Source organism: Microvirga arabica, from assembly GCF_016811235.1.
Classification (GTDB): Bacteria; Pseudomonadota; Alphaproteobacteria; order Rhizobiales; family Beijerinckiaceae; genus Microvirga; species Microvirga arabica.
In genome coordinates, this window is sequence record NZ_JAFBID010000047.1 from 36,120 (window position 1) to 47,940 (window position 11,821).

At 64.4% G+C, this 11,821-nt stretch carries 15 protein-coding genes; 12 read left to right on the plus strand and 3 right to left on the minus strand.

All coding sequences use genetic code 11. The features are described 5' to 3' along the window. The first annotated feature begins 18 nt into the window (after window positions 1-18). The 10 genes from JQC81_RS20495 to JQC81_RS20540 all read left to right on the plus strand — a co-directional run bounded on the left by JQC81_RS20495 (window position 19) and on the right by JQC81_RS20540 (window position 8,659). Window positions 19-600 carry an adenylate kinase gene (locus tag JQC81_RS20495; protein ID WP_203273618.1) on the plus strand — a complete coding sequence of 194 codons (582 nt, stop codon included), beginning with the start codon at window positions 19-21 and terminating at the stop codon, window positions 598-600. A 198-nt stretch (window positions 601-798) separates the two neighbouring features. Beyond that, window positions 799-1,167 carry a 30S ribosomal protein S13 gene (rpsM, locus tag JQC81_RS20500; protein WP_203273619.1) on the plus strand — a complete coding sequence of 123 codons (369 nt, stop codon included), beginning with the start codon at window positions 799-801 and terminating at the stop codon, window positions 1,165-1,167. A 78-nt stretch (window positions 1,168-1,245) separates the two neighbouring features. Then, window positions 1,246-1,635, plus strand: coding sequence for a 30S ribosomal protein S11 (gene rpsK / locus JQC81_RS20505; protein WP_009764323.1), 390 nt, complete (start codon window positions 1,246-1,248; stop codon window positions 1,633-1,635). 91 nt (window positions 1,636-1,726) lie between these two features. Next, window positions 1,727-2,749, plus strand: coding sequence for a DNA-directed RNA polymerase subunit alpha (locus JQC81_RS20510; RefSeq protein WP_376772425.1), 1,023 nt, complete (start codon window positions 1,727-1,729; stop codon window positions 2,747-2,749). Between the two features lie 124 nt (window positions 2,750-2,873). Continuing rightward, complete coding sequence (rplQ, locus tag JQC81_RS20515) at window positions 2,874-3,296, plus strand: 50S ribosomal protein L17 (protein WP_203273621.1); 423 nt, start codon at window positions 2,874-2,876, stop codon at window positions 3,294-3,296. Between the two features lie 145 nt (window positions 3,297-3,441). Beyond that, window positions 3,442-4,845, plus strand: coding sequence for a Do family serine endopeptidase (locus JQC81_RS20520; protein WP_203273622.1), 1,404 nt, complete (start codon window positions 3,442-3,444; stop codon window positions 4,843-4,845). Between the two features lie 61 nt (window positions 4,846-4,906). Continuing rightward, window positions 4,907-6,214: a replication-associated recombination protein A gene (locus JQC81_RS20525; protein WP_203273623.1), complete on the plus strand. Its 1,308-nt coding sequence runs from the start codon at window positions 4,907-4,909 to the stop codon at window positions 6,212-6,214. Window positions 6,215-6,268: 54 nt separating this feature from the next. Further along, window positions 6,269-6,961, plus strand: coding sequence for a tetratricopeptide repeat protein (locus tag JQC81_RS20530; RefSeq protein ID WP_203273624.1), 693 nt, complete (start codon window positions 6,269-6,271; stop codon window positions 6,959-6,961). A 9-nt stretch (window positions 6,962-6,970) separates the two neighbouring features. Continuing rightward, window positions 6,971-7,357 carry a fluoride efflux transporter CrcB gene (gene crcB, locus JQC81_RS20535; protein ID WP_203273625.1) on the plus strand — a complete coding sequence of 129 codons (387 nt, stop codon included), beginning with the start codon at window positions 6,971-6,973 and terminating at the stop codon, window positions 7,355-7,357. A 42-nt stretch (window positions 7,358-7,399) separates the two neighbouring features. Further along, a complete protein-coding gene (locus tag JQC81_RS20540) occupies window positions 7,400-8,659 on the plus strand; it encodes an RluA family pseudouridine synthase (protein WP_203273626.1) in 1,260 nt (419 codons plus the stop codon). 23 nt (window positions 8,660-8,682) lie between these two features. Here the strand turns inward: JQC81_RS20540 and JQC81_RS20545 are convergent, their stop codons facing one another. Further along, window positions 8,683-9,276 carry a hypothetical protein gene (locus tag JQC81_RS20545; protein ID WP_203273627.1) on the minus strand — a complete coding sequence of 198 codons (594 nt, stop codon included), beginning with the start codon at window positions 9,274-9,276 and terminating at the stop codon, window positions 8,683-8,685. 203 nt (window positions 9,277-9,479) lie between these two features. Here JQC81_RS20545 and JQC81_RS20550 point away from each other — a divergent pair, with 203 nt between their 5' ends. Then, complete coding sequence (locus JQC81_RS20550; RefSeq protein WP_203273628.1) at window positions 9,480-9,941, plus strand: hypothetical protein; 462 nt, start codon at window positions 9,480-9,482, stop codon at window positions 9,939-9,941. A gap of 124 nt (window positions 9,942-10,065) precedes the next feature. After that, window positions 10,066-10,656: a GNAT family N-acetyltransferase gene (locus JQC81_RS20555; protein WP_203273629.1), complete on the plus strand. Its 591-nt coding sequence runs from the start codon at window positions 10,066-10,068 to the stop codon at window positions 10,654-10,656. Window positions 10,657-10,668: 12 nt separating this feature from the next. Here the strand turns inward: JQC81_RS20555 and JQC81_RS20560 are convergent, their stop codons facing one another. Then, window positions 10,669-11,136: a 5' nucleotidase, NT5C type gene (locus tag JQC81_RS20560; protein ID WP_203273630.1), complete on the minus strand. Its 468-nt coding sequence runs from the start codon at window positions 11,134-11,136 to the stop codon at window positions 10,669-10,671. 40 nt (window positions 11,137-11,176) lie between these two features. Beyond that, window positions 11,177-11,821: IS630 family transposase (locus JQC81_RS20565; protein WP_246520552.1), on the minus strand; the 645-nt coding region annotated here is incomplete at its 5' end.

The following is an 11,821-nucleotide window of genomic DNA, read 5'->3' on the forward strand; positions in this document are numbered from 1 at the left end:
AAGTCAGGGGGGGCGTCGATGAGGATCATCCTGCTGGGGCCGCCGGGGGCCGGTAAAGGCACTCAGGCCGTGCGTCTGGTCGAGCGGCTGGGGACTCCCCAGCTCTCCACCGGCGACATGCTCCGCGCAGCCGTGGCCGCCGGCACGCCGGTGGGCCTCAAGGCCAAGGCCGTCATGGACCGGGGTGAGCTGGTGTCGGACGACATCGTCGTCGGCATCATCGCAGACCGGATCGAGGAGCAGGACGCCAAGAGCGGCTTCATCCTCGACGGGTTCCCGCGGACCGTTGCGCAGGCCGAAGCTTTCGACCAGATGCTGGCGGACAAGGGCCTGAAGCTCGACGCCGTCATCGAGTTCAAGGTCAATGAGACCGAGCTGGTCGAACGGATCGTCAAGCGGGCCCAGGAGACCGAGGCCCGTGGCGAACCCGTCCGCAAGGACGACAATCCGGAGGTCTTCAAGACCCGGCTCGACGCCTACAGAAATCAGACGGCCCCGCTCTCGGCCTATTACGAGCGCACGGGCATGCTGAAGACCGTCGATGGCATGAAGCCCATCGACGACGTGACCCAGGCGATCAGGGAAATCCTCGGTCGCTGAAGGGCAGGGGCTTGACGGACGGGTTAGTTTCCGTTAGGGGCAAGCTCTTGCACAAGAACCTGCATATCCAGAGGGCTTCCTGAGAGGCCGCTCTGGATTGTTGTGTTTTTCGCATAAGGAACCCGCGCAGGGGCCGGCCTCCACCGGACGCGCGATAATCATAACCTGAAGCTTTTGCTTCCCACATGGAGACGGACGATGGCCCGTATAGCAGGCGTCAATATCCCGACTGCCAAGCGCGTTGTGATCGCGCTTCAGTATATCCACGGCATTGGGCCCAAGAAGGCCCAGGAGATCGTCGAGAAGGTCGACATCCCGGCCGAGCGCCGCGTGAACCAGCTGACCGACGCCGAGGTTCTGGCCATCCGCGAGACCATCGACCGCGACTATATCGTCGAGGGCGACCTGCGCCGCGAAGTGTCCATGAACATCAAGCGCCTGATGGATCTTGCTGCTTATCGTGGCCTGCGCCACCGCCGCAGCCTTCCGGTCCGTGGCCAGCGCACCCACACGAACGCCCGCACCCGCAAGGGCAAGGCGAAGCCGATCGCCGGCAAGAAGAAGTAAGGTTTTGCGGCCACCCCTGGCGGGTGGCCCTTTCTCCCGAGCGCCTGGCATGACGGGCGCGCTTGAAGGATCTTTGGAATGGCTAAAGAAGCTACCCGCGTCCGCCGCCGCGAACGCAAGAACATCGTTTCCGGCGTGGCGCATGTGAACGCCTCGTTCAACAACACCATGATCACCATCACGGACGCCCAGGGCAACACGATCTCGTGGTCCTCGGCCGGCGCGATGGGTTTCAAGGGTTCGCGCAAGTCGACCCCCTATGCGGCTCAGATTGCCGCTGAAGACGCTGCCCGCAAGGCTGCCGAGCACGGCATGCGCACCCTCGAGGTCGAGGTATCCGGCCCCGGCTCCGGCCGTGAGTCCGCCCTGCGTGCCCTCCAGTCGGCCGGCTTCACCGTCACGTCGATCCGTGACGTGACGCCGATCCCGCACAATGGCTGCCGCCCGCGTAAGCGTCGCCGCGTCTAAGGTTATCCGGCGCGTGGGTCCAAAGCCCACGCGCGTTCCGGTTTAAAGGGCTGGCCCCAAACGCCTCCCTTCAAGCCGTACCTCATGAGGTGTGGTTGTGATCCAAAAGAACTGGCAAGAGCTGATTAAGCCCAACAAGCTCGAAGTCTCCCCGGGCGACGATCCGAAGCGCATTGCGACGGTCGTTGCGGAGCCGCTTGAGCGTGGCTTCGGCACGACGCTCGGCAACTCCCTGCGTCGCGTCCTGCTGTCGTCCCTCCAGGGCGCTGCCGTCACGGCAATCCATATCGACGGCGTGCTGCACGAGTTCTCCTCCATCCCGGGCGTCCGTGAGGACGTGACGGACATCGTCCTCAACGTGAAGACGATCGCCATCAAGATGCAGGGCGAGGGCGCCAAGCGCATGACGCTCCGCAAGACCGGCCCTGGCGCCGTGACGGCTGGTGACATCAACACGGTCGGCGACGTTCAGATCCTGAACCCCGAGCTCGTTCTCTGCACCCTCGACGAGGGCGCCGAGATCCGCATGGAGTTCACGGTCGACACCGGCAAGGGCTACGTTCCCGCCGAGCGCAACCGCAGCGAGGACGCCCCCATCGGCCTGATCCCTGTCGACTCGCTCTACAGCCCGGTCAAGAAGGTCTCCTATCGGATCGAGAACACCCGTGAGGGCCAGATCCTCGACTACGACAAGCTGATCATGACCGTTGAGACCAACGGCGCCGTGACCCCTGAGGATGCCGTGGCCTATGCTGCCCGCATCCTGCAGGATCAGCTCCAGGTCTTCGTCAACTTCGAAGAGCCCCGCAAGGAAGAGGCTGCCGCCGCTGCGCCGCAGCTTCCGTTCAACCCGGCGCTCCTCAAGAAGGTCGACGAGCTTGAGCTGTCGGTCCGTTCGGCGAACTGCCTGAAGAACGACAACATCGTTTATATCGGTGACCTGATTCAGAAGTCCGAGGCGGAAATGCTCCGTACCCCGAACTTCGGCCGCAAGTCGCTCAACGAGATCAAGGAAGTTCTGGCCGGAATGGGCCTGCACCTCGGCATGGACGTGCCGGGCTGGCCGCCGGAGAACATCGAAGACCTCGCGAAGCGCTTCGAAGAGCACTACTGAGAATTCCGAGGCCGCTCCTCATCCGTGATGGGCGGCTTCGATCAAGCCCCGCCGGAAACCGGCGGATCAAAAGAGAGACGGTCCGTCCCTTGGCACGGCGGCCGGAAGATTTAGGAGAAAGCCAATGCGTCACGGATTCCGTGGTCGTCGCTTCAACCGCACGACCGAACACCGCAAGGCCATGTTCGCCAATATGGCGGCTGCGCTGATCAAGCACGAGCAGATCGTCACGACGCTCCCGAAGGCCAAGGACCTGCGTCCGGTCGTCGAGAAGCTGATCACCCTCGGCAAGCGCGGTGACATGCATGCCCGCCGCCTCGCCATGTCGAAGCTGCGCGACGAAGCCATGGTCAAGAAGCTCTTCGACGTGCTCGGCAAGCGCTACGGCGACCGCAACGGCGGCTATACCCGCGTCCTGAAGGCCGGCTTCCGCTACGGCGATAACGCCCCGCTGGCGGTGATCGAGTTCGTGGACCGCGACGTGGATGCGCGCGGTCAGGATTCGGGTCCGACCATGAAGGAAGAAATCATCGAGGCCGCTGAGTAATTCTCGGCGCAGGCGATTTGATCAAGGGCGGCCCTCGGGCCGCCCTTTTCGTTTGCGGGCGGTATTCCCTATATTCCGCCTGGAACTTGGACTTTCGTGCGCTGCGCTTTATCGAAAGGCATCGCTGATCGAAGGATTCGTGGCCATGCGCTTTTCGCTGCTTCGCCTTGCCGTTACCGTCATCGCGCTCGCCATTGGAAACGGAGCGCAGGCCCAGACCCAGCGGGTCGTGCCCGAGAGCAAAGCCCAGGTTCAGCTCTCCTTCGCGCCAGTCGTCCGGCAGACGGCCGGGGCGGTGGTGAACGTCTATGCCAAGCGGAACGACCGTCGGCAGAATGCCGCCATCGAGGAGTATTTCCGCCGCTTCTTCGGCGACAACGCGCCCGGCGTGCCGCGCGGCCGGTCCCAGAGCTCCCTCGGTTCGGGCGTCATCGTCGATCCCTCAGGCCTCGTCATTACGAACAACCACGTGATCGAGAACATGAACGAGGTGAAGGTGGCGCTGGCCGACCGCCGTGAGTTCGAGGCCGACATCCTGCTGCGCGATTCCCGTACGGATATCGCCGTGCTCAAGCTCAAAGACGCCACGAACCTCCAATCTGTGGAGCTGGGCGACTCTGAGGCCCTGCAGGTGGGCGACATCGTGCTCGCCATAGGCAATCCGTTCGGAGTGGGTCAGACGGTGACGCAGGGCATCGTCTCGGCCCTGGCACGAACCCAGGTCGGCATCTCCGACTACCAGTTCTTCATCCAGACGGATGCGGCCATTAACCCGGGCAACTCGGGCGGTGCCCTCATCGACATGAACGGTCGGGTGGTGGGCATCAATACGGCGATCTATTCCCGCTCGGGCGGCAGCATCGGCATCGGATTTGCCGTGCCGTCCAGCATGGTCCGGGTGGTGCTCAATTCTGCCAAGGGCGGCGCCAAGAACGTGGTGCGGCCGTGGCTCGGCGCGCGCCTTCAACCTGTTGACGGCGACATTGCCAGCGGGCTCGGCCTGGAGCGCCCGGCCGGCGTTCTGGTTACGGCCGTCTATGAGAGGGGGCCGGCCGCCGAAGCGGGCCTCAAGCGCGGTGACGCTATCCTGGAAGTCGACGGACAGGCGGTCGATAATCCGGACTCCTTCGGCTACCGCTTCACCCTCAAAGGAACCCAGGGGCAGGCGCCGTTGACCATTCTGCGGAGCGGCAAGCGGACCTTGATCCAGGTGCGGCTCATGCCGCCGCCCGAGGATCCGCCGCGGGATCCGGTGCGCAGCCGTGGGCGGACGCCGTTTGCCGGCGCGACCCTCGTCAACATGTCGCCGGCTGTGGCCGACGAACTGCAGATCGAGGTGGCCGACGACGGTGTGGTCGTAGCCGAGCTGGAGGAGCGCAGCGTCGCTGCCAGCGTCGGCTTCGAGAAGGGCGATCAGATTGTTGCCATCAACGGTGAGCGCGTTGCCAACACGCGGGATGCGGATCGCCTGATCAACCGGAACGGCGGTTACTGGGAGATCACCGTCAGCCGCGGCGGGCGGACCTTCACGACCGTGCTTGGCCGTTAAACGCGACGGCGGCGTGTGGATCGGGTATGGATGACGGGACAATCCTGAGTCCCTGATCATCATGAGCGACCTGTTTTCCTCCGCCGGCCTCGACCAGAACGCGCCCCGTCCGCTCGCGGACAAGATGCGGCCGACAGAGCTGTCCGAGGTGGTCGGCCAGGACCATCTGGTGGGGCCGGACGGCATCCTCACTCGGCTCATCACCTCGAAGTCCCTCGGCTCGCTGATCTTCTGGGGCCCGCCCGGCACCGGAAAGACAACCGTGGCGCGCCTGATGGCCCACGAGACGGACCTGCATTTCGACCAGATCTCCGCGATCTTCTCCGGCGTCGCGGACCTCAAGAAGGTATTCGAGGCCGCCCGGCACCGCCGGTCTATGGGCACGGGCACGCTGCTCTTTGTCGACGAGATCCACCGCTTCAACCGGGCTCAGCTCGACGCCTTCCTGCCGGTCATGGAGGACGGCACGATCACCCTGGTCGGAGCCACCACCGAGAACCCGTCCTTCGAGCTGAACGCCGCGCTCCTCTCCCGGGCTCGGGTGCTCCTGTTCAAGTCTCTCGACGAGGAGGCGATCCAGAAGATCCTGGCTCGGGCCGAGGAGATCACGGGCAAGAGCCTGCCGCTCGACGAGGAGGCGAGGGCGTCCCTCGTGCGCATGGCCGACGGTGACGGGCGTGCCGTTCTGACGCTGGCGGAGGAGGTCTGGCGCTCGGCCAAGCCCGGCGAGGTGTTCGATGCGGAGCAGCTGCAGGAGATCATCCAGCGCCGCGCGCCGATCTACGACAAGGGGCAGGAGGGGCACTACAACCTCATCTCTGCCCTGCACAAGACCATCCGCGGCTCTGATCCTGATGCGGCGCTCTACTACCTGACCCGCATGCTCGATGCCGGCGAGGATCGGCTCTTCATCGCCCGCCGGCTGGTGCGGGCAGCCGTGGAGGACATCGGCATGGCCGATCCGCAGGCGCTGGTCATCGCCAATGCGGCGAAGGATGCTTTCGACTTCCTAGGCTCGCCGGAAGGGGAGCTGGCGCTGGCCCTGGCCACGGTCTATCTCGCCACCGCGCCGAAATCGAACGCCCTTTACGTGGCCTACAAGTCCGCCACGCGGGTGGCCAAGGAGCACGGCTCTCTCATGCCGCCCAAGACCATCCTGAACGCTCCGACCAAGCTCATGAAGCAGATCGGGTATGGCGAGAGCTACGCCTACGATCACGATGAGCCGGACGCCTTCTCAGGGCAAGATTACTGGCCGGACAAGCTCGGGCGGCACTCGTTCTACGAGCCGGTCGACCGCGGCTTCGAACGGGAGGTCCGCAAGCGGCTGGACTGGTGGGAGAAGCTGAGGCGGGAGCGCAAAAAGTAATCCAGTATCGAAACGGCCCTCCTGCTGATAACCTGGGCGGACGGGGAGGCGCACATGAAGAAACTGATTCTGCTCTTGGTCTGGCTTCTGGGAGGCACGCTTCCCGCGCTTGCCCAAGCCCAGAGAGTCGAGGTCGCGCCCGGCGTCAGCGTGACCCGGAAAACCTACCCCGTTGCCGCCAACGAGGCCCCTTTCTTTAACTTCGCCGAGAAGAGCGAAGCGCAGAAGGCGGCCGATCAGAAGCTGGTCGATGCTGTCCTGCAGCGCGTCCTGGACCGGACCCAGGCGGCGAAGGTCACCCTCACGGCCGGGACCCGCGCCTTCCTGGGAGAGAATGATGTCGCGACGGCCGCGAAGCGCTTCAATCAGGCCTATCTCCTCGATCCCCAGCAGAGCGGCGTGTACCCCGGTTTCGCGATGGTCGCGGCCGCCCGGTTCAAAGACTTCACCTATGCCAACGAGTTGTTCCGGCTCGCGGCCCGCATGGACTCCCCAGCCGCCACGCTTTCTGCCGACCACGGCCGGACGCTGCTGATCGCAGGCCGTCCCGCTGAGGCGAAGCCGCTTCTGGAGCAGGCTGTGAGGGACACGCCCGACTGGGCTGTGCCGCGCATGAACCTGGCTTGGGCAACCCTGCAGACTGGAGATCGCGACGAGGCCTGCCGGCTCGTCGCGCAAGTGAAGGGGCAGGATCTGGAGAGCGTCGAACGCGATCTGGCCTTGTTCAAGCAGAAGGCCGGCTGCTAGCTTCACTGCATGTCTTCCCATCTTCTTGTCTTCCTCGGCGCCGGCATCGGCGGAGCCCTGCGCCATGGGGTGAATGTCGGCTGTGCTCGACTCTGCGGAACGGCGTTCCCATGGGGGACGCTGACGGTGAACGTCGTCGGCTCTTTCCTTATGGGTGCCATCGCCGCTTGGTTCGCCTTCAAGGTAGGCGAGGAATGGAGCCAGCCCTTGCGCCTGTTCCTGACCACCGGGATTCTGGGCGGCTTCACCACCTTCTCTGCTTTTTCCCTTGATGCGGTGGTGATCTGGGAGCGGGGTCAGATGGGGCTTGCTGCGGCTTACGTGATCGGCTCAGTGGTTCTCTCGATCGCCGCGCTGCTTGCCGGTCTCGCACTGATCCGAACATTGACAGCCTAAACCCTGATTGCCGCCCGCGCGACGCTCTGGTACCCACGGATCATGAGAAAAAGCGGTTCAGGACAGAATGGTGCCCGTGGCGGGCGGTCGGGCTCACGACAGGGTTTTCGCTCGCGCGATGATAAGCCCGCGCGCAAGACGGCCCCGGCGGAGCCGCGCGGCGTGAAGTCGGCTGCGGCCAAGACGCGGGCGCCCTCAGCCGTGCGAGAGAAACCCGCCGCGGCACGGCCGCAAACAAAGCCCGCGATTACGGAGGCTCCGCGCCAGACGCGCGCGCAAGCCAGGGCGGAAGCCCAGGAGGTTCTGGCGACCGGCGTGCAGACCCTCGTGGTCGAGCCCGACGAGGCCGACATGCGCGTTGACCGCTTCCTGGTCGCGCGGTTCCCGCAGCTGGCCTTCACGCATATCCAGCGCATCGTCCGTAAAGGCGAGCTGCGCATCGATGGGAAGCGGGCTCAGCCCAACGAGCGGCTTGTGGCCGGCCAGAAGGTCCGGGTGCCGCCGCTCAAGCTCGACCAGCCGCGGCCGATGGCCCGCAGCGCGGCCAAGGACCAAGACGACCGCGACTTCCTCAAGTCGATCACGCTTTATGAGGACAAGGACGTCCTCATCATCAACAAGCCGATGGGGCTTGCCGTTCAGGGCGGCTCCGGCACGAAGCGGCATGTGGATGGGATGCTCGATTCTCTCACCGGCGAAGATGGGCAGAAGCCGCGCCTCGTGCATCGCCTGGACAAGGATACGGCCGGCTGCCTCGTGATCGCTAAGACGCGCTTTGCCGCGTCTACCATGGCGAAATCGTTCCGCGCCCGCACCACGCGCAAGATCTACTGGGCGCTCGTCGCTGGAGTGCCGCGCGTGCGGCAGGGCAGAGTGTCGACCTATCTCGCTAAGGAAGGCGATGAGGGCGACGCGCGCATGAGGGTGGCCCAGCACGGCGATGAAGGGGCAAGCCATGCGCTGACCTATTACGCCGTCATCGACACTGCGGCGCAGAAGCTCGCCTGGCTGTCCCTGAAGCCGGTCACCGGGCGCACGCATCAGCTGCGTGCCCATGCGGCGCATATCGGCCATCCGATCGTGGGCGATCCGAAATATTTCGATATCGAGAACTGGGAGCTGCCGGGCGGCATCCAGAACAAGCTGCATCTTCTGGCGCGCCGCATCGTTATCGCCCATCCGCGGACGGGCAAGCCCATCGATGTAACGGCGCCGCTGCCGCCGCACATGCAGCAGAGCTTCAACCTGCTGGGCCTGGATACGAGCCAATACGATCCTATCGTCGAGGCGCCGGAAGACTAAGTCGTCTCGTCGATACCCCGAACCTACGGCGTGGAGCTCGCGGAAGTGGGCTCCCGTGCGGCTCTGCGGAACAGCCAGGCCGATAGAAGCCATAGGGCGGAAAAGAACCCGGTCAGGACCACGATCACCCGTGGCCAGTTCGCCCCGGTGGAGCCTAGACCCGCGCTCAGCGCGATGATCCCGACCAGAACTTGAGCAAGCGCCGTCGCGATAAAAACTTGCGCCATGCGGTGAGGCCGGAAACGCACGATGAGGCTGCCGAGAAGCGCAAGGGCGAGCACTCCCGCGTACATCAGGTTGGCCGGGTTGTCCTCGGATCCGATGATGCCGACGGCAAGGTTCATCCAGATGAGAATGAAGGCGGCCACGACCGCAACACCGACGGCGGCTCGGTAGGCGGTGCTTCCCGTCATCCTTGCCGCCAGCTCGTAGACCCCGCAGGCGCCGAACAGCATGGCGCCGAACACAATGAAGTCGGTCTCGTCCCAGTCGATCTCATCGGTGAACAGCATCGCGGCGAGCGGCAGCAGCAGGAGGAGGAGCGCGGCGATCATCCAAGGCGCCATTCTCCATAGTGGCCTGTGCTGCCCACCGCTGTTGTCCGCGCCTGCTGCCATAGCCCTGCTCCGTTCATGCGTGAGGCTTCCATCCTAGCTGAGACAAGTTCGATCTCCCACCCTGTCGCACTTTCGCCGCGCGGCAGGCGCAGCATCGGGTGTCTCACTCGGACATCCGGTCGTCTGAGTGCAAGGATCGAGCATCGGATCGGTCCAAACGTGGCTCTCACTTTGGGTCCGATGCTCGGCAAGGAGGGAGATCGATGGAACACAAGCATCTTGATCAGCTCCGTAGCGTAGCCGACGTTCAGCCGAGACCTTTGTCCCGTGAAGAACGACTTCAGCGTTGGATCGACCTGCTCGAAAGCGATCCGAAACGCTCCCTGAACTCCCTTGGTGAGATCGAGTACAAGCCGCCGTCCGAGAGGGCATTGATCCGAGAGGACAACTCTCCGCTCACGGTCGCTTACGAGGACCCGGTCCTGCGTGCCGATGGCCTTGCAAGCGACAGGCTCGGCGATGCCATGCGCTATTTCGCGCTCTCGGACGGGCAGGCGCATTACGCCCTCTGCTCGTGCCTCAGCGGACGCACGATGGACGCTTCGACCTGCGCACAGAGATTGCGGAACGCCACCGGCAACGTCGCCTGGGAATCGGCTTTGGGCGCCTGGGCGCTGGCCGCTCTCGCGGTGAGCCTGCCGGGCATCGTTTATCTGCTGGGCTGACGGGGAACGCATCGGCTGCCGACAATCACATCAGGAGGCCCATCGCCTCCTGATGCCGCCTTGGCCGTTGCAGGCTCGCTCTGAATCAGGGACAAAGCAGCAGATCGGATAAAGGCACTTCCTCATGCTGCATATCGAGCCCGTAACCCTCTCGACGGACCGTCTCACCCTGCGGCCCCTGAGCCCCTCCGACATTCCAGCGCTGGCCGAGGCTGCCGGCGACGGCGAACTCTGGGAGAAGAAGACCACGACGGTGCCGCGGCCGGAGGGTTTCGACGCTTATGTGCAGAAAGCTCTGGAATTGCAGGAAGCCGGCTTGGCGCTGCCCTTCACGACCGTCGTCAATGAGGGCGGCCGGGTGGTCGGCTCGACCCGCTACATGAACATCGATGCCGCCAATCACCGGGTCGAGATCGGCACCACCTGGATTGCCAAATCCTGGCAGCGGACCTTCGTCAACACCCATGCGAAGTTCCTCATGCTGCAGCATGCCTTCGAGGGGCTGGGCTGCAACGCCGTGGAACTGCGGACGCATCGGCTCAACGATCAGTCCCGCGCCGCTATCGAGCGCCTCGGTGCCAAGCTCGACGGCATCCTGCGCCAGCACATGATCATGCCAGACGGGCATATCCGCGATACGGCGGTCTACAGCATTGTCCGAGACGAGTGGCCTGCGGTGAAAGCCGGGCTTGAGCGGAAGATAGCTTCGGAGTGAAGCGAAATCGTCTCAGATGAAGCCGTGTTCCCGAAGACTTCGGATGGAAGCGGCTGCATTCCTGTGGTGAATGAAGACGCCCCCCGCCCCCTCCCAGAGGTGACGGTACTTGTCTCGATCATCGACCAGCGCATCGCCGGGGCGGCAATGCTCGCGCTTGAGGGCAGCGGTCGTTGTGATGACCTCGATATCCGGGAAGTGCCGCTCGGCCCAGCGCCGTTTCTGCGGCTCGGCCCAGTTGCCGCGGGGCAGGCCGGTCAGGATCACGGGATTAAGGTGCCTCACGGCCTCAAACAGCTCCATGGCGTCGGGCAGGGGCTCCAGGCTGTTGAAGAAATCCTTGGCGGAGGCAAGCTCCGACCAGAAGCGCTTTAGCCCGAACCGGCGCTCGTACTCTGCGGGCGGCATGCCGAAAATCTGGGCAGCGCCCTTGTCGAAATCCGCCAGGACGCCGTCGCAATCCAGGAATACTGTCGGCATATGAACTGGCCCTCCCGCCTGTTATACCAAGTCTCACTGATCAGAACTCGTGTGCCCAATCACGCAGGCCGATGGACATGATGGTCCAGGGCTGATCCACGAGCTTGGTCCAGGCCTCGCAGCAGTGATCGAGAATATCCGTGTAGGATGTGAAGATCCGGTTGGAAATCCAGTTCTCCCTCAGATACTGCCAGATGTTCTCTACCGGGTTTAACTCAGGCGCTTTCGCCGGCAGCGGCACCAGGGTGATGTTGGAGGGCACCTTCAGTTTGCGCGAGACATGCCAGCCCGCTTGGTCCAACAGCAGCAGCGCGTGCGCTCCGGGCGCCAACGCTTGCGCGATCTCGGCCAGATGCAGCGTCATCGCCTCGGTCGTGCAGCGCGGCAGCACCAGGCCAGCGGCTTTGCCCAGGGCTGGGCAGATCGCCCCGAAGATGTAGGTCGAGGCCGTCCTCGGATCCCGGGGCGCCGAGGGACGGGTGCCGCGCCGGGCCCACCGCCGCGTGATCTTGTTCTTCTGGCCGATCCGCGCCTCATCGGCAAACCCAATCTCTAGCGGCTTGCCAGCGGCCTCGCTGGCTGCGATTTCCGCCACACGCGCGGGAAGCTCTAATGGCATGGACCGGCCGTGCTCCCCGGTGGAGCATGGGAGGACGGGATTGTCCCGCAGCCACGGAGCCATGTC